The organism is Mycobacterium heidelbergense (assembly GCF_050205645.1).
GTDB lineage: Bacteria > Actinomycetota > Actinomycetes > Mycobacteriales > Mycobacteriaceae > Mycobacterium > Mycobacterium heidelbergense_A.
On sequence record NZ_JBNMQT010000003.1, the window covers coordinates 98,961 to 118,723 of the forward strand.

The 19,763-nt window shown below is 69.1% G+C and carries 19 protein-coding genes and 1 pseudogene; 8 read left to right on the plus strand and 12 right to left on the minus strand.

Features of this window, described 5'->3' with window-relative positions; genetic code table 11:
- Nucleotides 1-86 precede the first annotated feature (86 nt).
- Nucleotides 87-1,043 (minus strand): electron transfer flavoprotein subunit alpha/FixB family protein, encoded by a 957-nt coding sequence (locus ACQI5H_RS03805; protein ID WP_427078075.1) that lies wholly within the window; start codon nt 1,041-1,043, stop codon nt 87-89.
- Between the two features lie 39 nt (nt 1,044-1,082).
- Nucleotides 1,083-1,883 carry an electron transfer flavoprotein subunit beta/FixA family protein gene (locus ACQI5H_RS03810; protein WP_427078076.1) on the minus strand — a complete coding sequence of 267 codons (801 nt, stop codon included), beginning with the start codon at nt 1,881-1,883 and terminating at the stop codon, nt 1,083-1,085.
- A 192-nt stretch (nt 1,884-2,075) separates the two neighbouring features.
- On the opposite strand from ACQI5H_RS03810, the gene ACQI5H_RS03815 reads away from it, so the two are divergent.
- The 4 genes from ACQI5H_RS03815 (at nt 2,076) to ACQI5H_RS03830 (ending at nt 6,317) form a co-directional block, all read left to right on the plus strand.
- Entirely contained in the window at nt 2,076-2,885 is an 810-nt protein-coding gene (locus ACQI5H_RS03815; RefSeq protein WP_427078077.1) for a class I SAM-dependent methyltransferase, read from the plus strand.
- A gap of 20 nt (nt 2,886-2,905) precedes the next feature.
- Nucleotides 2,906-4,468 carry a 1,4-alpha-glucan branching protein domain-containing protein gene (locus tag ACQI5H_RS03820; protein WP_427078319.1) on the plus strand — a complete coding sequence of 521 codons (1,563 nt, stop codon included), beginning with the start codon at nt 2,906-2,908 and terminating at the stop codon, nt 4,466-4,468.
- Nucleotides 4,465-5,709: a glycosyltransferase family 4 protein gene (locus ACQI5H_RS03825; protein ID WP_427078078.1), complete on the plus strand. Its 1,245-nt coding sequence runs from the start codon at nt 4,465-4,467 to the stop codon at nt 5,707-5,709. Before ACQI5H_RS03820 ends, ACQI5H_RS03825 begins: the two co-directional genes overlap by 4 nt.
- 92 nt (nt 5,710-5,801) lie before the next feature.
- The gene (locus ACQI5H_RS03830; RefSeq protein WP_427078079.1) at nt 5,802-6,317 is read left to right on the plus strand and encodes a TspO/MBR family protein; all 516 of its coding nucleotides are present in this window, start codon (nt 5,802-5,804) and stop codon (nt 6,315-6,317) included.
- Here the strand turns inward: ACQI5H_RS03830 and ACQI5H_RS03835 are convergent.
- Entirely contained in the window at nt 6,295-6,906 is a 612-nt protein-coding gene (locus tag ACQI5H_RS03835; protein ID WP_427078080.1) for a hypothetical protein, read from the minus strand. The two genes, ACQI5H_RS03830 and ACQI5H_RS03835, sit on opposite strands and share 23 nt — an antisense overlap.
- 190 nt (nt 6,907-7,096) lie before the next feature.
- Between ACQI5H_RS03835 and ACQI5H_RS03840 the strand changes: the two genes are divergently transcribed.
- Nucleotides 7,097-7,639: a DUF4333 domain-containing protein gene (locus ACQI5H_RS03840; protein WP_427078081.1), complete on the plus strand. Its 543-nt coding sequence runs from the start codon at nt 7,097-7,099 to the stop codon at nt 7,637-7,639.
- 18 nt (nt 7,640-7,657) lie between these two features.
- Here the strand turns inward: ACQI5H_RS03840 and ACQI5H_RS03845 are convergent, their stop codons facing one another.
- Entirely contained in the window at nt 7,658-8,395 is a 738-nt protein-coding gene (locus tag ACQI5H_RS03845) for an acyltransferase (RefSeq protein ID WP_076118815.1), read from the minus strand.
- Between the two features lie 139 nt (nt 8,396-8,534).
- Here ACQI5H_RS03845 and ACQI5H_RS03850 point away from each other — a divergent pair, with 139 nt between their 5' ends.
- Together ACQI5H_RS03850 and ACQI5H_RS03855 are read left to right on the plus strand one after the other, a co-directional pair.
- Nucleotides 8,535-9,812 carry a PQQ-binding-like beta-propeller repeat protein gene (locus ACQI5H_RS03850; protein WP_427078082.1) on the plus strand — a complete coding sequence of 426 codons (1,278 nt, stop codon included), beginning with the start codon at nt 8,535-8,537 and terminating at the stop codon, nt 9,810-9,812.
- The gene (locus tag ACQI5H_RS03855; RefSeq protein WP_427078083.1) at nt 9,809-10,156 is read left to right on the plus strand and encodes a hypothetical protein; all 348 of its coding nucleotides are present in this window, start codon (nt 9,809-9,811) and stop codon (nt 10,154-10,156) included. Before ACQI5H_RS03850 ends, ACQI5H_RS03855 begins: the two co-directional genes overlap by 4 nt.
- 10 nt (nt 10,157-10,166) lie before the next feature.
- On the opposite strand, the gene ACQI5H_RS03860 is transcribed toward ACQI5H_RS03855, so the two are convergent.
- From ACQI5H_RS03860 to ctaD, 8 genes and pseudogenes are all read right to left on the minus strand, one after another.
- Entirely contained in the window at nt 10,167-10,847 is a 681-nt protein-coding gene (locus tag ACQI5H_RS03860; protein ID WP_427078084.1) for an esterase, read from the minus strand.
- Between the two features lie 75 nt (nt 10,848-10,922).
- Nucleotides 10,923-12,122 carry a THUMP-like domain-containing protein gene (locus ACQI5H_RS03865; RefSeq protein ID WP_427078320.1) on the minus strand — a complete coding sequence of 400 codons (1,200 nt, stop codon included), beginning with the start codon at nt 12,120-12,122 and terminating at the stop codon, nt 10,923-10,925.
- Entirely contained in the window at nt 12,119-13,093 is a 975-nt protein-coding gene (locus tag ACQI5H_RS03870; RefSeq protein ID WP_427078085.1) for a class I SAM-dependent methyltransferase, read from the minus strand. Before ACQI5H_RS03870 ends, ACQI5H_RS03865 begins: the two co-directional genes overlap by 4 nt.
- Nucleotides 13,094-13,115: 22 nt before the next feature.
- Nucleotides 13,116-13,787: pseudogene (locus tag ACQI5H_RS03875) on the minus strand (enoyl-CoA hydratase); the annotation flags it as partial.
- Nucleotides 13,784-14,617 carry an NUDIX hydrolase gene (locus tag ACQI5H_RS03880; protein ID WP_427078086.1) on the minus strand — a complete coding sequence of 278 codons (834 nt, stop codon included), beginning with the start codon at nt 14,615-14,617 and terminating at the stop codon, nt 13,784-13,786. The gene ACQI5H_RS03880 and the pseudogene ACQI5H_RS03875, both read right to left, overlap by 4 nt.
- Nucleotides 14,614-15,456, minus strand: a complete 843-nt coding sequence (locus ACQI5H_RS03885; protein ID WP_427078087.1) for an ABC transporter ATP-binding protein — start codon at nt 15,454-15,456, stop codon at nt 14,614-14,616. Before ACQI5H_RS03885 ends, ACQI5H_RS03880 begins: the two co-directional genes overlap by 4 nt.
- 61 nt (nt 15,457-15,517) lie before the next feature.
- The gene (serB, locus tag ACQI5H_RS03890) at nt 15,518-16,753 is read right to left on the minus strand and encodes a phosphoserine phosphatase SerB (RefSeq protein ID WP_427078088.1); all 1,236 of its coding nucleotides are present in this window, start codon (nt 16,751-16,753) and stop codon (nt 15,518-15,520) included.
- Between the two features lie 36 nt (nt 16,754-16,789).
- On the minus strand, nt 16,790-18,535 hold the full coding sequence (ctaD, locus tag ACQI5H_RS03895; RefSeq protein WP_076121886.1) for an aa3-type cytochrome oxidase subunit I: 1,746 nt from the start codon (nt 18,533-18,535) through the stop codon (nt 16,790-16,792).
- Nucleotides 18,536-18,672: 137 nt separating this feature from the next.
- Here ctaD and ACQI5H_RS03900 point away from each other — a divergent pair, with 137 nt between their 5' ends.
- Entirely contained in the window at nt 18,673-19,755 is a 1,083-nt protein-coding gene (locus ACQI5H_RS03900) for an iron-siderophore ABC transporter substrate-binding protein (protein ID WP_427078089.1), read from the plus strand.
- The last annotated feature ends 8 nt before the right edge of the window (nt 19,756-19,763 follow it).

Below are 19,763 nucleotides of genomic sequence, written 5' to 3' on the forward strand. Positions count from 1 at the left end.
CAGATGACGAAATGTCGCAGAAAAAGTGGCGAAAACAACAGCCCCGCGGGTAATCCGCGGGGCCGTTGGTTAACTCGGGGGTGCCGTCAGCCCTTGCGGGCCTTGATCGCGTCGGTGAGTTGCGGGGCGACCTTGAACAGGTCACCCACGATGCCGTAGTCGGCGATCTCGAAGATCGGCGCCTCTTCGTCCTTGTTGACCGCGACGATGGTCTTCGACGTCTGCATGCCGGCGCGGTGCTGGATCGCACCGGAGATGCCCAGCGCGATGTAGAGCTGCGGCGATACCGTCTTGCCGGTCTGGCCGACCTGGAACTGGCCCGGGTAGTAGCCGGAGTCGACGGCGGCGCGCGAGGCCCCGACCGCGGCACCCAGCGAGTCGGCCAGCGCCTCGACGACGTTGAAGTTCTCCGCGCTGCCCACGCCACGGCCACCGGAGACCACGATGGTGGCCTCGGTCAGCTCCGGGCGGTCACCGGCGACGGCGGGCTCGCGCGACGTGATCTTGGTGGCGTTCTCGGCGGGAGCCGGCACCTCCACGGTGACCTGCTCGCCGGCACCCGCGGCCGGCTCGGCGTCGACGGCGCCGGCCCGCACCGTGATCACCGGGGTGTCGCCGTTGGCCTGCGCCTCGACGGTGAACGCGCCACCGAAGATGGAATGGGTGGCCTTGGCGCCCTCCTTGACGTCGACCACGTCGACGAGCAGCCCGGAGCCGATCCGGGCGGCGAGCCGTCCGGCGATCTCCTTGCCGTCGGCGTTGGCGGCCAGCAGCACGGCGGCGGGCGCGTTGGACTCGGCCAGCGCGGCCAGCACGTCGACCGTCGGGGTGATCAGGTAGTTGTCGACGGCGTCGGACTCGGCGACGTAGATCTTGGCGGCGCCGGCCTCCTTCAGCCCGTCGGCCAGCGGCGCGGCCGTGCCGGGCGCGCCGACCACGACGGCGGCCGGCTCACCCAGCGCACGGGCGGCGGTGATCAGTTCGGAGGTGACCTTCTTCAGGGCGCCTTCGGCGTGCTCGACGAGCACCAATACTTCAGCCATGGGTTATATCGCTCTTCTCGTTGGATGACGGGCGTGGGTTCAGATGATCTTCTGGCCGACCAGGTACTGGGCGATCTGGTTGCCGCCTTCACCTTCGTCGGCGACCTTCTCGCCCGCGGTCTTCGGCGGCTTCGGCGTCGACGACAGCACCGTGGTGCCGGCATTGGCCAGCCCGACCTCGTCGCCCTCGACCCCGATCTCGGCCAGCGTCAGGACCGTGACTTCCTTCTTCTTGGCGGCCATGATGCCTTTGAAGGACGGGAAGCGCGGCTCGTTGATCTTCTCGTTGACGCTCACGACCGCGGGCAGCGTGGCCTCGAGGCTGAACACGCCGTCGTCGGTCTCGCGCTCGCCGATCACCTTGCCGCCCTCGAGCGACAGCTTGCGCAGGTGGGTGAGCTGCGGCAGCCCGAGGTACTCGGCGATGATCGCCGGCACCGCACCGCCGACTCCGTCGGTGGCCTCGTTACCGGCGATGACCAGCTCGGTGCCCTCGATGGTGCCCAGCGCGCGGGCCAGCGCCCATCCGGTCTGGATCACGTCCGAGCCGTGCATGCCGTCGTCCTTGAGGTGGACGGCCTTGTCGGCGCCCATCGACAAGGCCTTGCGGATCGCCTCGGTGGCGCGCTCGGGGCCCGCGGTCAGCACGGTCACCGACCCCTCGACGCCGTCGGCGGCCTCTTTCTCGCGAATCTGCAGCGCCTCTTCCACGGCGCGCTCGTTGATCTCGTCCAGCACCGCGTCGGCGGCCTCGCGGTCCAGCGTGAAATCGCCGTCAGTGAGCTTGCGCTCCGACCACGTGTCTGGGACCTGCTTGATCAGGACCACGATGTTCGTCATGAGTGTGGTTCGTCCTCCTCGAAGGAGCTCCGCAGTGCGCGACTGCGGGAACTCGGTACACGTTTCGCAACGCACAGCGGTATTACCACGCGGCAAGTTTGTGCGTTCTGCCCTCACACCATAGCGGGTCGTAGTGCACGTTCCTTCGGCCCGGTTCGCGAATCGGACACTTCGCGTTAGCCTCCCTATGCAATGAGCGCATTCGTCCCCGACGTCCCGCAACGCGTCTCCGGCAACCCCTCGCCGGCGGCTGACGCGGTGTTGACGCTGACAGGCGAGCGCACGATCCCCGATCTGGACATCGAGAACTATTGGTTTCGGCGGCACGAGGTGGTCTACGAACGGCTTGCGCCGCGCTGCGCGGGCCGCGACGTGCTCGAGGCCGGATGTGGCGAAGGTTACGGTGCCGACCTGATCGCGGGCGTCGCCCGCCGGGTTGTCGCGGTCGACTACGACGAGGCCGCGGTGGCCCACGTCCGCGCCCGCTACGCGCGGGTGGAAGTCATGCAGGCAAACCTGGCCGACCTGCCGCTGCCCGAGGCGTCGGTGGACGTCGTGGTGAACTTCCAGGTGATCGAGCACCTGTGGGACCAGGCCCAGTTCGTGGCCGAGTGCGCCCGGGTGCTGCGCCCGTCCGGGTTGTTGATGATGTCGACGCCCAACCGCATCACCTTCTCCCCGGGTCGTGACACCCCGGTCAATCCGTTCCACACCCGCGAACTCAACGCCCGCGAGCTGACCGAGCTGCTGGTCGACGGCGGTTTCGCTGAGGTGTCGATCAGCGGGGTGTTCCACGGTCCGCGGCTGCGCGAGATGGATGCCCGGCACGGCGGCTCGATCATCGACGCGCAGATCGCGCGCGCAGTGGCGGATGCGCCATGGCCGCCCGAGCTGGCCGCGGACGTCGCCGCGGTTACCACCGACGACTTCGACATCGTCGACGCGAGCGTGCGTGACATAGATGACAGCCTCGATCTCGTCGCGATCGCGGTGCGCCCGTGAGCATCGACCGCGTGCCCGGGATGTTCACCCTGGTGCTGCACACCCACCTGCCATGGCTGGCCCACCACGGGCGCTGGCCGGTCGGCGAGGAATGGCTTTACCAGTCCTGGGCCGCGGCATACCTGCCGCTGTTTCGGGTGCTGCGCACCCTGGCCGACGAGGATCGGCGCCCCCACATCACTCTGGGCGTCACGCCGGTGGTCAACGCCCAGCTCGACGACCCGTACTGCCTCGACGGCATGCATCACTGGCTGGCCAACTGGCGGCTGCGGGCGTCCGAAGCGGCCAGCGTGCGCTCCGCGAATGGATCCAAGTCGGCCGACTACCAATCGTGCACACCGGAAGCGTTGCGGGCCTTCGGGATTCGCGAATGTGCCGAGGCCGATGCCGCGCTGGATGATTTCGCCACGCTGTGGCGGCACGGAGGCAGCCCGCTGCTGCGCGGCCTGATCGACGCCGGAACGGTTGAGCTGCTGGGCGGACCGTTGGCCCACCCGTTCCAGCCGCTGCTCGCGCCCCGGCTGCGCGAGTTCGCACTCCGCGAAGGCCTGGCCGACCCCCAGCTGCGGCTGGCCCACACCCCGGGTGGCATCTGGGCGCCCGAGTGCGCGTATGCCCCGGGCATGGAACACGACTACGCCGCGGCGGGCGTCACCCACTTCATGGTCGACGGGCCGTCGCTGCACGGCGATACGGCGCTGGGCCGGCCCGTCGGCGACACCGACGTGGTCGCGTTCGGGCGCGACCTGCAGGTCAGCTACCGGGTGTGGTCGCCGAAGTCCGGCTATCCGGGTCACGCCGCCTATCGCGACTTCCACACCTACGACCACCTCACCGGCCTCAAGCCGGCCCGGGTCACCGGCCGCAACGTGCCCTCGGAGGCCAAGGCGCCCTACGACCCCGAGCGGGCCGACCGCGCCGTCGACGTCCACGTCGCCGACTTCGTCGACGTGGTGCGCACGCGGCTGTTGTCCGAGTCGGAGCGCATCGGGCGGCCCGCCCACGTGGTCGCGGCGTTCGACACCGAGCTGTTCGGCCACTGGTGGTACGAGGGGCCGACGTGGCTGGCGCGGGTGCTGCGCGCCCTGCCCGCCGCCGGCGTTCGGGTCGGCACGCTGAGCGACGCGCTGGCCGGCGGATTCGTCGGCGATGCCGTCGCCTTGCCGCCGAGTTCGTGGGGCTCGGGCAAGGACTGGCAGGTATGGGCCGGCGAGCAGGTGGCCGATCTGGTCCAGCTCAACACCGAAGTGGTCGACACCGCGCTGAGCACCGTGGACAAGGCCTTGGCACAAACCAGGTCGCAGACCGCCTCGCTGGACGGGCCGCTCCCCCGCGACCGCGTCGCCGATCAGATCCTGCGCGAGACCCTGCTGACCGTCTCCAGCGACTGGCCGTTCATGGTCAGTAAGGACTCGGCCGCCGACTACGCCCGCTACCGAGCGCACCTGCACGCGCACGCCACCCGCGAGATCGCCGGGGCGCTGGCGTCGGGCCGGCGCGAGACCGCGGAGCGTCTGGCCGACGGCTGGAACCGCGCCGACGGCCTGTTCGGCGCCCTGGACGCTCGAAGGCTCCCCCGATGAAGATCCTCATGGTGTCGTGGGAATACCCGCCGGTGGTGATAGGCGGGCTGGGCCGGCACGTGCATCACCTGTCCACCGCGCTGGCCGCGGCCGGTCACGACGTCGTCGTGCTGTCGCGGCGTCCGTCGGGCACCGATCCCAGCACGCACCCGTCGTCCGACGAACTCAGCGAGGGCGTCCGGGTGATCGCGGCCGCGCAGGACCCGCACGAATTCAGCTTCGGCAGCGACATGATGGCCTGGACCCTGGCGATGGGCCACGCGATGATCCGCGCCGGTCTGCGGCTGAAGAAATTCGGCAGCGACCGGCCGTGGCGTCCCGACGTGGTGCACGCCCACGACTGGCTGGTCGCCCATCCGGCGATCGCGCTCGCCGAATACTACGACGTGCCAATCGTTTCCACGATCCACGCGACGGAGGCCGGGCGACATTCGGGCTGGGTTTCCGGGGCGATCAGCCGTCAAGTGCACGCGGTCGAGTCGTGGCTGGTGCGTGAATCCGATTCGCTGATCACGTGTTCGGCGTCGATGACCGACGAGATCACCGAACTGTTCGGTCCCGGTCTGGCCGAGACCACGGTGATCCCCAACGGCATCGACGCCGCGCGCTGGCCGTTCGCCCCCCGTCGTCCCCGCACCGGACCGGCCGAGCTGCTCTACGTCGGGCGACTGGAGTACGAGAAGGGCGTGCACGACGTGATCGCCGCGCTGCCGCGGATCAGGCGCACGCATCCGGGCACCACGCTGACCGTCGCCGGCGAGGGCACCCAGCAGGACTGGCTCGTCGAGCAGGCCCGTAAACACCGGGTGCTCAAGGCAACTCGGTTCGTCGGGCATTGCGATCACAACGAGCTGCTGGCGTTGCTGCATCGGGCGGACGCCGCCGTGCTGCCCAGCCATTACGAGCCGTTCGGGCTCGCCGCTCTGGAGGCTGCGGCGGCCGGCACCCCGCTGGTGACGTCGAACATCGGCGGCCTGGGCGAAGCGGTGATCAACGGCAAGACCGGCGTGTCGTGTCCGCCTCGCGACGTGGCCGGGCTGGCCGCCGCGGTGCGCATTGTGCTCGACGACCCGCACGCCGCACTGCGACGCGCCGACGCCGCGCGCGAGCGGCTCACCTCCGACTTCGACTGGCGGACCGTGGCCACCCAGACCGCCCAGGTGTATCTGGCCGCCAAACGCCGTGAGCGGCAACCACAACCGCGGCTGCCCATCGTCGAGCACGCCCTGCCGGACCGTTAGGCATATCTGCGTCGTTATTGGGTAGCTCTGTAAGCCAACGCCAAACCTGTTGAGCAGCAAGCGGACTTGGCCCGGCACGAACGGAGCACCGTATGAACAGCTCAACACTGGCCGCGACAACGCTGGCGGTCGGCGCGGCAGCCGGCACCGGAAGCATCGCCAGCCCACGACGTGTCCCTACCTGGTATGCACGGCTTGGCAAACCGCGATACCAGCCACCCGGGGTCGTCTTTCCAGTCGTCTGGACCGCCCTCTACGCCGACATCGCCGCCACGTCGGCGGTGGCTATCGACGGGTTCCGCCGGGCAGGACAGCACGACGAGGCGCGTCGCTATGCCGCCGCGTCGGGAGTCAACCTGCTCCTCAACGCCGGATGGAGTTGGCTTTTCTTCCGGTATCACAATCTCGGCGCGTCCGCGCTCGGCGCGGCGGCCCTGACCGCCAGCAGCGCGGACCTCATCCGCCGCACGACACAGGCCAAACCGCAGGCCGGACTGGCACTTTCGCCTTACGGATTGTGGTGTGCCTTCGCCACCGTTCTGTCCACCCATATCTGGCGGCTCAACCGCCCTGCTGAAACCGGCCTCAGCCGGGCAGCTTGTTCTTGACCGCGCCGTCCTGTTGCTGGGCGACCGTAAGGGCGTAGTCGGTGGGCACGACGTCGCCGGGCGCGCCGTCGAATTCCAGCGTGACGAACGCCTTGCCCTCGGTGAACAGCAGCACGGTCACCGCTTTGGACCTATCCGGCGACGTGCCGGCGACGAGCGTGCCGCCGTCGCCCACCGAAATCGGTTGCGGGTTACCGCCGGTCACCGTGTTGCCCAGCGACGCGACCGACCCGTTCATCGCGTTGGCCGCGGCCCCGGCGTCGGTCAGGATCAGGACCGTGTCGCCGATTCGGGTGGTGTCATCCTCGTTCTTGAACACCACCGCCGCGCCGGGCATCGCGTTGGGGTTTTGGACGGGTGGCTCCGCCGGGGTGAAGACGTCGGGTGGTGTCGTGCTCACGTCGCTGCCCTGAATCAGCAGCGCGGTGTAGTCGGTGCCGGCGGCCGGCGCCAACATTGAAGACATCAAGGACGTCGACGTCGAGGGCGTCGACGCCATAGTGGACGTGCCGCTGCAGGCGGCTACCACCATGCCGGCCAACACCGTGGCCCCCGCGACGCTCGCAACCCCGATCACCCGGCTCGTCATCCGCGGCACCCCCTCCGCTGTGTTACCTCGGTACCGTAACCAACCCCCACGCCGTTCACCAGCAAAGGCGCTTGTCCCAGATCGCAGTTCGGCGGATGTTTACGCAATCCGCCCACCCGACGATGTTTGGCGTGCAATTATCAGCCGATTCACAGTCGCTCACAGTTGTAAGCAGGCCACGGGAGGCGTTATGGCTCAGTCGATCGTTCGGACGTTGCTGGTTTCCGGAGCAGCAGCGGGCCTGATGGCCGGCGTCGCCGCCTGTTCGTGTTCGGTGTCGTCATCGCACACCGTCAGCAAAAGCGATGTCGCCGGCCAGATCACCTCGAAGATGACGGACCCCGCGGGCAACAAGCCGGAGTCGGTGAACTGCCCCAGCGACCTGGACGCGAAGGTCGGTGCGCAGCTGAACTGCGAGATGAAGGCGGGCGGGCAGACCTACAACGTCAACGTCACCGTAACCAGCGTCAACGGCAGCGACGTCAAGTTCGACATGGTGGAGACGGTCGACAAAAACCAGGTCGCCAAGACGATCAGCGAAAAACTCACCCCGCAGCTGGGAAGCAAACCCGATTCGGTGACGTGCCCCGACAACCTCAAAGGCGTCGAAGGCGCCACGCTGCGCTGCCAACTGACCACTAGCGGGAAGAACTACGGGGTGAACGTGACCGTCACCGGTGTCGACGGCGGGACCGTCAACTATCGCTTCGAGGTCGACGACCAGCCCTCGTAGCCCCGTACCCGAAATCGGTTAGCGGGCAGCCTTTTTGCGTTCGATATCCGCCAGCGCGGCCGCCAGCTCCGCGCGCTGCGCGGCCGAGCTCTCCCAGGACAGCTGCCGGTTCTTGACCACCTTCGCCGGCGCGCCGACCGCGATCGAGTAGTCGGGCACCACGCCGCGAACCACCGCGTGCGATCCCAGCACGCAGCCGCGTCCGATGGTGGTGCCGCGCAGCACGGTCACCTTCACCCCGACCCAGGTATCCGGCCCGATCCGGACCGGGGATTTGACGATGCCCTGATCCTTGATCGGCAGGTTGATGTCGTCCATGCGATGGTCGAAATCACAGATGTAGCACCAGTCGGCCATCAGCGCCGAATCCCCGAGCTCGATGTCGAGATAGCAGTTGATGACGTTGTCCCGGCCCAGCACCACCTTGTCGCCGAAGCGCAGCGAGCCCTCGTGCGCGCGGATCGTGTTCTTGTCGCCGATGTGCACCCAGCGACCGATCTCCAGCTGCGCCAGCTCGGGTGTGCAGTGGATCTCGACGTCCTTGCCGAGAAACACCATGCCGCGGGTGATGATGTGCGGGTTGGCCAGCTTGAACTTCAGCAGCCGCCAGTAGCGCACCAGGTACCACGGGGTGTACGCGCGGTTGGCCAGCACCCATTTCAACGAGGCCAACGTGAGGAACTTGGCCTGGCGTGGGTCGCGCAACATCGATCCACGCCAACGGCGATGGAGCGGAGCACCCCACATGGTCGTCATGGCCGGAGAGCTTATCCGAGCCGCCACGGGTTACCCTCACCTGTACTCGATCGCTGCTCTGGAAACGAACCAACGCCGCGGAAGGATTTGGGAAATCGAGGTGCGTGCCCGACAACTCGGTCTTCGGCGTTGGTCATTCGTGGCGGCGACCGCTGCGCTGACCGTGGGACTGGGCGGGTGCGGCAACACCGACTCGTGGGTGCAAGCCTCGGCATCGCAAGGCTGGCCCGCGCAATACGCCGACGCGGCCAACAGCAGCTACACCCCGACCAGCGGCGCCACCAAACTCTCGCTGCAGTGGACGCGGTCGGTAAAGGGTAGCCTGGCTGCCGGGCCCGCGCTGAGCGCACGCGGTTATCTCGCCCTCAACGCGCAGACCCCGGGCGGATGTTCGCTCATGGAGTGGGAGAACGACGACAACGGCCGGCAACGCTGGTGCGTCCGCGTGGTCCAGGGTGGCGGCTTCGCCGGCCCGCTGTTCGACGGCTTCGACAATCTCTACGTCGGGCAGCCCGGGGCCTTCCTCTCCTTTCCCGTGACGCAGTGGACTCGGTGGCGCCAGCCGGTGATCGGAATGCCCACCACACCAAGGTTTTTGGGCGATGGTCAATTGTTGGTCATCACACATCTGGGTCAGGTCCTGACGTTCGACGCCCACCGCGGCATGGTGGTGGGCAGTGCGCTGGATCTGGTCGACGGCGTCGACCCGACCGATGCGACGCGCGGGCTGGCCGATTGTGCGCCGGCGCGCCAAGGTTGTCCGGTGGCGGCGGCCCCGGCCTTCTCGCCGGCCGGCCAGATGGTGGTGATCGGCGTCTGGCAGCCGGGTGCCCCCGCCGCGGGACTGGTTGGGCTGAAATACCATCCGGGCCAGACGCCGCTACTCACCCGCGAGTGGAGCAGCGACGCGGTCGGCGCGGGTGTGATCGCCAGTCCGGCGCTCTCGGCCGACGGGTCCACCGTCTACGTCAACGGCCGCGACCAACGGCTGTGGGCGCTGCACGCCGCCGACGGGAAGGTGAAATGGTCAGTGCCGCTTGGTTTCCTGGCGCAGACGCCGCCGTCGGTGACCCCGCAGGGGCTGATCGTGGCCGGCGGCGGACCCGACACCCGGCTCGCGGCGTTCAAGGATGCCGGCGATCATGCCGATCAGGCTTGGCGGCGCGACGACGTCGGCCCGCTGTCGTCGTCGAGCCTGGCCGGCGGCGGCGTTGGCTACACGGTGGTCGGCACCCCGCCCGGGCAGGGCGCGCCCGGCATGTCGCTGCTGGCCTTCGATCCGGGCAACGGCCACACCCTCAACAGCTATCCGCTGCCGGCGGCCACGGGATATCCCGTCGGGGTGTCGGTCGGCGTTGATCGCCGGGTGGTGGCGTGCACCAGCGACGGCCAGGTCTACGGATTCGGGCCGGCATGAGCGCCGATCGACGCGGCCGGCCCGCGGACGTCGCCGCGACCGTTGTCCTGCTGATCCTTCACGCGGCTCTGTTCGGGGTGACCATCGTGCTGCTCGGCCTGTTCGTCATGGTCACCGACCCGTGCGGCTCCGTGAAATGCGGCGACCCGGCGTGGATCGATCGCGCCACGACGTTGGGAATCTGGGGCGGCGCCGCCGTCTTGGCCGCCGACTTCGTGATCGCCGTATATCTCCTGGTGCGCCGGCGGCGGGCGTTCTTCGTCCCGCTCATCGGCTGCGTGGCCCAGGTGGCGCTGGGCATCGGTGCCGCGGCCATGGAATGGCTGGCCGGCCCGCTGCACTGACCAGGCGGCTCTAGACGGCCAGGGGCGGGATCGCGTTGCGCGGCACCTGGGCCTGGGCGGGACCGGCGACCGCCGGCAGCATCTCGCCGGGGGCGAAGTAAAAGATCAGCTGGTCGTCGGTGATGGCGAAGTTCTGGTAGTGCGACGGGTCGTGACCCGTCGAGGGCAGGATGGCGGCACCGAACGCGCTCTGATTCTCCAGATCGCGCTGCACCAGCGGGAAGATGCTGTCCAGCGGCGTCGTGCCGGGCGCGAACAGGTTGTCGAAAGTGATGGGCTGCTTGGTCCCCAGGTTGTAGTTGAACGCCTTGTACCAAATGGACGGATGCGATCCGCCGAGGTCCTGGAAGAACTTGAGCACCACGCTGCGGGTGCGGGGCGGCTGACCCGAGCTGCGTTGGTCGGCGCTGGTCTCCATCTGGTAGGGCTGGTCGCGCCCGCCGGACGTCTGGGCGACGTTGAGGAAGCCGTCGCGGTTTTGGGTGATGTAGTCGGTCAGCGCCTGTTCGTCGGGGTAGTCGGCAGGGAACGTCAGGGTGATGGCGTAGGTGGACCCGGTGGTGCGCACGTGGCACATCTGGGTGTCGTCGACGGTGCCGCCCATCCCGGCACACGTCGCCGGCGCGGCGGCCGCCGGCCAGCCCAGCAGGGCCGCGGCAGCCAGCACAGTGCTCACTATCACGTAACGCATCGTTCGAATTCGTCCCTCGCAAAATTACGCAGGCGGGGCGCCTGGAAGATCGATGGCAGCCAGCCTACCTGGGCACTATCGAGAGGGGCGGCAGACGAAGGCCGTCGCGTGACTCGCGGATCCGGAGCCGACCCGGGTGACGATCATCGACAGGGATTCCCCGCCGCGCAGCCGCAGCCGCCGCCGCAGTCCGTCGGGGTCGACGCGCACGCCCCGGACCAGGATCTCCAGCGCCCCGCAGTCCCGGGCGGACAGCGCCTGCCGGAGCCGACGCTCGTCGAACGCCAGCTGCTCGAGCACCTCGAACCCGCGGACCGCCGGCGGCAACTCGGAACCGGACAGGTAGGCGATATCGGGATCGAGTTGCCACAGCCCGTGCCGCGCGCCGTAGTGGCGCACCAGGCCGGCCCGCACGACCGCGCCGTCGGGGTCGACGATCCATCGGCCGGCGGGCCGCGTCGGGCAATCGGCGGGCTCGGCGTCGGTGATCTGCTCGCCGGCATCCAGGACGCTCGCTCGACGACGCACACCCGGTTCGGTAAGCCCGGTCGACCACAGGCACGCCTCCCGGACCGAACCGCCATACGACGTCACCTCGATTTCGCCGTCGAAACCGGCGCGCCGCAGGTACTCGAAATCTATTCCGGGACTGCACTTTACGATGAGGTCGCGGCCGCGATACGTGTCGAGCAACTGCCCCAGGCCCGGTTGATAGTCGGCCGGGCGCCAACGCCGCCGCCCGCCCACCCGGCGCGCCGGATCGACGAGCACCACGGCGTCGCGGGTGATCGGACGCAGCGCATCGGCGCGGCACAGGGCGGCGCCGGGACCCAGGTTGTGGCGAGCCATCGCCAGGCGCACCGGGTCGATGTCGCTGCCTACCGCCTCGCTCCCCGACGCGCGCAGCGCGGCCACCTCGGTGCCGATCGAACAGGTCGCGTCGTGAACCAATGCGGCTCCGGCCTTCGCGAGCCGTCCGGCCCGGTGCAGGGCCACCGGCGCCGCGGTCGCCTGCTGCAGGGCCTCGTCGGTGAAGAGCCAGTCGGACACCTCACCGAGCCGGCCGAGCTTGTCCGCGGCGCGGCGGCGCAGCAGCGTCGTCTCCACCAGCACCGGCGCCCGGTCACCGAAGCGGGCACGCACGGAGGCGACGTCGGCGATGCGGGTGCGGTCCGTCAGCGGGAGGTCGGCGACGGCGGCAAGCGCCGCGGTGCCCGCTTCCGACCGCAGATATTCGACGTCGTCGGTGCCGAAGCGCAGCCCGCCGACATTCAGGACGGTTTGACCCCGGTGATCATCACGTTGTAGAACCAGCCCTTCGGCACCACATGCCGCATCACGTTGGCGTCCACCCAGCTGAGCGTCTTCCAGCTGGTGAACGCGAATTTCGCCCAGCCCCAGCCCAGCCGTCCCGGCGGCACCGCGCACTCGAAGGTCCGCAGCGGCCAGCCCAGCATCGCGGCGGTGAACTCGACAGTGGCGGTCGCGACGTCGACGGCGCCGGCGCTGGTGGCCATCCGCTCCAGGTCTTCCGGCGCGAAGGTGTGCAGGTCGACGAGCGCCTCGAGCGCCGCGGCGCGCGAGGACTCGTCCAGCTCGGCCTGCGGGCGCCGCCACCCGGTCAGCCCTGGCAACTTGGTGGCGTTGGTGACGATCCGCCAGGTCAGCGTCGAGAGCGCGCGCGCATAGACCTCGCCGGCATTGCTCGGCTCGCCGGCGAACACGAACCGGCCGCCGGGGCGCAGCACCCGGACCACCTCACGCAGCGACAGCTCGACGTCCGGAATGTGGTGCAGGACGGCGTGCCCGACGACCAGATCGAAGGTGTCGTCGTCGTACGGGATGCCCTCGGCGTCGGCCACCCGGCCGTCGATGTCCAGGCCCAGCGATTGGCCGTTGCGGGTGGCGACCTTGACCATGCCGGGCGAGAGATCGGTGACAGAACCGCGGCGGGCAACGCCGGCCTGGATCAGGTTGAGCAGGAAAAACCCTGTCCCGCAACCTAATTCGAGGGCCCGGTCGTAAGGCAGTTCGCGCAGGACCTGCTCGGGGGCGATGGCGTCGAAGCAGTCCCGGGCGTAATCGATGCAGCGCTGGTCGTAGGAGATCGACCATTTCTCGTCGTACGTCTCGGCTTCCCAGTCGTGGTAAAGCACCTGGGCGAGCTTGCTGTCGTGGCGGGCGGCTTCGACCTGCTCGGCGGTGGCACGCGGGTTGGGGACGGCGTCAGTCGAACTCCTCGTCATGCAGGGCAGCCTAACCGGCGCCCGGATGCGGGTCGAAGACGGCGTTGATGCCGGCCTTGGCGGCGGCGAGCGCGCGCGACGGCCCGTCGAGGAAGCGGCGCGCCCACCCCGCGGCGGCATCGTAGACGTCGTCGGGGGCCACCATCTCGTCGATCAGTCCCAGCGCCAGGGCCTCCTCGGCGTCGAAGAAGCGCCCGCTGAACACCAGGTCCTTGGCCCGGCTCGCCCCTGCCACGCGGGCCAGGCGGGCCATTGCGCCGCCGCCGGGGACCCGGCCCGCCAGGATCTCCGTCGCCCCGAACTTGACGTTGTCGCCGCTGACCCGCCAGTCGGCGGCCAGGGCCAGGGTGAGGCCGGCGCCCAGCGCGTATCCGGTGATCGCGGCCACGGTCGGCTTGGGAATCGCCGCAACGGCGTCGACGGCCTCGCGGCGCACCCGGGCCGCGGTGTCGGCCTCGCCCGGGCTCAGCGTCCGTAGCTCGGGCATGTCGTCGCCGGCGGAGAAGATTTCGTGGCCACCGAACAGGATGACGGCGGCGATGTCGTCGCGGCGCCCCAGCTCGTCAGCCGCGGCCGCGATCTCGCGGTAGACCTGCCGGGTCATCGCGTTCGTGGGCGGCCGCGACAGCAGCAACATGGCCAGGCCGGCATCCCGCGAGCCGTCACTGACCACGACGCTGACGAACTCGCTCAATGCCGCCACCCCATTCCCCCGGCCTCGCGCGCCTGGTGGTAGCGGTCGGAATCGAAGAACTCGAAAATCCAGTTGTCGCCCTGGATTTCGAGATGCGGCTGCACCGGCACGATCTGCCGTTCGACCGCCAACACGTCGGCCACCGTGCGGCCGGCGAGCGAGTCCAGCTGCGTCCACGTCGGCGGCAGCAAGAAGCAACGGCCTGCGGCGAAATCGTCGATGGCGGCCTGCGGTGTCGTCCAGCCGGCGCGGTCGGATTCGGTGTTCTCACCGTCGGCACGCTGACCCCGGGGCAGCGCGGCCACAAAGAAATAGGTGTCGTATCGGCGAGTCCGTTCGGCTTCCGGCGTGACCCAGTTGGCCCATGGCCGCAGCAGGTCGGCGCGCAGTTCCAGGTTTTCCCGGCGCAGGAAATCGGCGAAGGACAGCGTGCCGGCGGCCAGCGCGCGGCGGGCGTCGCCGTACACCGAGGCGTCGCCGACGAGACTGTCCGGTGCCGAACCGGCCTGGCCCGCCGGCCCGGCGAAAAGCACCCCCGATTCCTCGAAGGTCTCGCGGGCCGCGGCGCAGACCAGCGCCTCGGCCAGCTCGGGTTCGATGCCGAAGCGCTGCGCCCACCACTGCGGCGGCGGCCCCGCCCACGCGATCTCGGCGTTGCGGTCGCGGTCGTCGACGCCGCCGCCTGGGAACACCATCGTTCCCGCCGCGAATTCCATCCTCGAGTGCCGCCGCATCAGGAACACGCTCAGGCCGGGCCCGTCGTCGCGGATCAGCATCACGGTCGCGGCCGGCCGCGGAACCAGTGGGGGTTCGTCGTGCGATGCGCTCATAGCAGCCTCCGGTGGGCCGCGCGGCTGCGGACGCGCCGCGCGAAATAGCGCCCGTCGACCATCTCGAGGGCGATCGACTGGCCGAACGCCGCCGAGAGGTTGTCGGCGGTCAGTACGTCGGACAGCAGACCCGCCGCGACCACCCGCCCCTCCGACAGCAGCATGCAGTGGCTGAAGCCGGGGGGAACTTCCTCGACGTGGTGGGTGACCAGCACCAGCGCGGGCGCGTCGGGGTCGGCGGCCAGATCGGCCAGCCTGGCCACCAACTCCTCGCGGCCGCCCAGGTCCAGGCCGGCGGCGGGCTCGTCGAGCAGCAGCAGCTCCGGGTCGGTCATGAGGGCGCGGGCGATCTGCACCCGTTTGCGTTCGCCTTCCGACAGCGTGCCGTAGCTGCGCTCCGCGAGGTGCTCGGCGCCCAGGCTCTCCAGCATGTCGATCGCGCGCCGGTAGTCGATGTCTTCGTAGCGCTCCCGCCATCGGCCCAGCACCGCGTAGCCGGCCGAGACGACGAGATCGCGCACGACTTCGTCGTCGGGCACTCGCTGCGCCAGCACCGAGGACGACAGGCCGATGCGGGCGCGCAACTCCGTGACGTCGACGCGGCCCAGCCGCTCGCCGAGCACGTGGGCGGTGCCCGACGACGGGTGCTCGGCCGCCGCCGCGATCCGCAGCAGCGACGTCTTGCCGGCGCCGTTGGGGCCGACGATCACCCAGCGTTCGTCGAGTTCGACCGCCCAGTCCACCGGCCCGACCAAGGTGCGCCCGCCGCGGCGCAACGACACACCCCGCAAGTCGATCAGCAGATCGGGATCGGATGCGGTGTCGCCGGTTTCGGGCACCCGATCATCGTGCCGTACCGGGGCGCCGCCAGGGCCGCCGGGTCGTTGCCCGCGGCCGACGCTAATCCGAAGGGATCTCCACACGTCGCACTCCAAGATCGCCGGCGTCGGCGGCCTCGATCTCGCCGCGGGTCACGCCGAGCAGGAACAGCACGGTGTCCAGGTACGGGTGGCTCAACGACGCGTCGGCGACCTCACGCAACGCCGGCTTGGCGTTGAACGCCACGCCCAGGCCCGCCGCGGCCAGCATGTCGATGTCGTTGGCACCGTCGCCGACGGCGACGGTCTGCGCCATCGGCACCCCGGCCTGCTGCGCGAAGTCGCGAAGCGCCTTGGCCTTTCCGGGCCGGTCGATGATCGGGCCGACGACCCGGCCGGTCAGTGTGCCGTCGACGATCTCGAGCTCGTTGGCGGCGACGAAGTCCAGCATCAGCTCATGCGCCAGCGGTTCGATGATCCGCCGGAATCCCCCGGAGACCACGCCGCAGTGAAAACCCAAGCGCCGCAACGTCCGCAGCGTGGTACGGGCCCCGGGCATCAGTTCCAGCTGGGCGGCGACCTCGTCGATCACGGTCGCGGGCAGGCCCGCCAGGGTGGCCACCCGCTGCTGCAGCGACTGCGCGAAGTCCAGCTCGCCGCGCATCGCGGCCTCGGTGATCGCGGCGACGGTTCCCTCGGCGCCGGCGCGGGCGGCCAGCATCTCGATGACCTCGCCCTGCACCAGCGTCGAGTCGACGTCGAACACGATGAGCCGTTTGGTGCGCAGGGCCAGGCCGTAGTCCTCGACCGCGATGTCGACGTGCTCCTCGGAGGACACCCGGTTCAGGGCGGTCCGCAGCAGGCCGTCGGCCCCCGGCGGCACCGAGACCCGCAGCTCCAGCCCGGTCACCGGATAGTCGGAAATCCCGCGAATGACGTCGAAGTTGACGCCCAGCGCCGCGGCCTCGCGGGCCACGGCGCCGAACGCGCCGGCGGTAATCGGCCGGCCCAGCACGAAGATGGTGTGGGTCGACGGTTGCCGGATGATCGGCACGTCGTCGCTGCGCTCGATACTGACATCGAGCCCGACCCCGTGGATCGCGGTCTCGACGTCGGCGCGCAACGCGGGGCTTTCGGCGAGCTCCGGCGAGCAGGACACCAGCACCCCCAGCGTCAGCCGCCCCCGGATCACCACCTGCTCGACGTTGAGCAGCTCCACTCCGTGCCGCGACAGCGCGTCGAAGAGCGCCGACGTCACACCCGGATGATCCGCGCCGGTGACGGTGATCAGCACCGACACCCTGTATGGAGTGTTCACCCCTGACTTAGCCTCGCTTAGGGCCGCCGCCGCCCGTCAGCTGCGAACGCTGACGTCGTCGGCTCTGGTGACGTCGCCGCTCGCCGGCCCATGGGCTCGGCCCACGTGCGCCTCGGCGCGCAGCCGCTCGACCATGTGCGGATAGTGCAACTCGAATGCCGGTCGCTCCGAACGGATTCGGGGCAGCTCGGTGAAGTTGTGCCGCGGCGGCGGGCAACTGGTCGCCCACTCCAGCGAGTTGCCGTAGCCCCACGGGTCGTCGACCGTGACGACCTCGCCGTAGCGCCAGCTCTTGAAGACGTTCCAGACGAACGGGAACATCGACGCGCCCAGGATGAACGCACCGATCGTCGAGACGATGTTCAGGGGCTGGAAGCCGTCGGTGGGCAGGTAGTCCGCGTAGCGGCGCGGCATGCCCTGATCGCCCAGCCAGTGCTGCACCAGGAACGTGGTGTGAAAGCCGATGAAGGTCAACCAGAAGTGCAGCTTGCCCAGCCGCTCGTCGAGCAGCCGGCCGGTCATCTTCGGGAACCAGAAGTAAATCCCGGCGAAGGTGGAGAACACGATGGTGCCGAACAGCACGTAGTGGAAGTGCGCCACAACGAAATACGTGTCCGTCACGTGGAAGTCCAGCGGCGGGCTGGCCAGCAGGATACCGGTCAGACCACCCAGCAGGAAGGTCACCAGGAAGCCCACCGAAAACAGCATCGGCGTCTCAAAGGTCAACTGGCCCTTCCACATTGTGAAGGTCCAGTTGAAGAACTTGATCCCGGTCGGCACCGCGATCAGATACGTCATGAACGAAAAGAACGGCAGCAGAACGGCTCCCGTGGCGAACATGTGGTGCGCCCACACCGCCACCGACAGCGCGGCGATCGACAGGGTCGCGTAGACCAGCGTGGTGTAACCGAAGACCGGCTTGCGGGAGAACACCGGGATCACCTCGGTGATGATCCCGAAGAACGGCAGCGCGATGATGTACACCTCGGGATGGCCGAAGAACCAGAACAGGTGCTGCCACAACAGAACTCCGCCGTTGGCCGCGTCGTAGACGTGGGCGCCCAGGTGGCGGTCGGCGGCCAGGCCGAACAGCGCCGCGGTCAGCAACGGGAACGCGATCAGCACCAGGATGGACGTCACCAGGATGTTCCAGGTGAAGATCGGCATCCGGAACATCGTCATCCCGGGTGCTCGCATGCAGACGACCGTGGTGATCATGTTGACCGCGCCCAGGATGGTGCCCAGACCCGCGACGATCAGACCCATGATCCACAGGTCTCCGCCTGCGCCGGGTGAGTGGATGGCGTCGGACAGCGGGGTGTAGGCCGTCCAGCCGAAGTCCGCGGCCCCGCCCGGTACGACGAAACCGGCCATACCCATGGTGGCGCCGAACAAGAACAACCAGAAGGAGAAGGCGTTGAGCCGCGGGAACGCGACGTCGGGCGCGCCGATTTGCAGCGGCAGCACCAGGTTGGCGAAACCGAACACGATCGGTGTCGCATAGAACAGCAGCATGATCGTGCCGTGCATGGTGAACAGCTGATTGAACTGCTCGTTCGACAGGAACTGCAGACCCGGCGCCGCCAACTCGGTGCGCATCAACAGCGCCAGCAGCCCGCCGATGAAGAAGAAGATGAAGCAGGCGACGCAGTACATGATGCCGATCAGCTTGTGATCGGTGGTCGTGATCAGTTTGTAGATGAGGTTCCCTTTGGGACCGGTTCTGGCCGGATACGGGCGGACGGCCTCGAGTTCTCCCAAGGGGGGCGCTTCAGCTGTCAACAGCTCCTCCAAACATTCTCGGACCGGGGCCCAGAACCAATGGTTCGAATCTTAGCCTTCGATCAGGCCGGTGGCGGGCCTGGTCCTACAAACTGTCGTAATCGGCTCCGAAGTCGCCGAATGTTAGCGTCGGACGCGTGCTCAGGAGGCAATCGATCGTGGCCGTGGCCGCGGCATTGGTCGTGGCGTGCGGCGGTTGCGGGTCCGGTTCCGGCTCCAAACCGTCGGCCCGATCGCTGGTCACGCCCACCACCCAGATCGCCGGGGCCGGGGTGCTCGGAAACGACCGCCAGCCCGACGAGTCGTGCGCGCGGGACGTGGCCGCGGCCGACCCGGGGCCACCGACGCGGCAGGCCCACAATGCCGCCGGCGTGACTCCCGACGTCGCTACCGTTCCCGCCGAGGCGCAGCGCATCGTGGTGCTCTCCGGTGATCAGCTCGACGCCCTGTGCGCGCTGGGCCTGCAATCCCGCGTCGTGGCCGCGGCACTGCCGGACGGCTCCCCGAGCCAGCCGTCCTACCTGGGCAAGGCGGTCCACGGCCTGCCCGGCGTCGGAACGCGCAGCAACCCTGACCTGAAAGCGATCGCCGCGGCCCACCCGGATCTGATCCTTGGCTCGCAGGGGTTGACGCCGAAGTTGTACCCGCAGCTTGCGACGATCGCCCCGACGGTGTTCACCGCCGCCCCGGGCGCCGCCTGGCAGGACAACCTGCGCGGGGTCGGCGCGGCCACGGCCCGTGGCGGCGCGGTGGACGTATTGATCGGCGGCTTCGCCCAGCGGGCCACGCAGATCGGCGCCAGCCACGACGCGGCCCACTTCCAGGCATCGGTCGTGCAGCTGACCACCACCAGCATCCGGATCTACGGGTCCAACAACTTTCCGGGCAGCGTGCTCACCGCGGTCGGCGTGGACCGGCCGGCCGCCCAGCGGTTCACCGACAAGCCCTACATCGAGATCGCCGCCACCGACGCCGACCTCGCGAAGGTGCCGAATCTCTCCGCCGCCGACGCCGACGTGATCTATGTGTCGTGTGCCACCCCCGCCGCCGCGGACCGCGCCGCCACCGTCCTGGACAGCGACTCGTGGCGCAAGCTGTCCGCCTATCACGACAACCGGGTTTACGTCGTCAACGACGAGATATGGCAGACCGGGGAGGGCGTGCTCGCGGCCCGCGGCATCGTGGACGACCTCCGCCTGGTCAACGCCCCGATCAACTAATGAGCCGC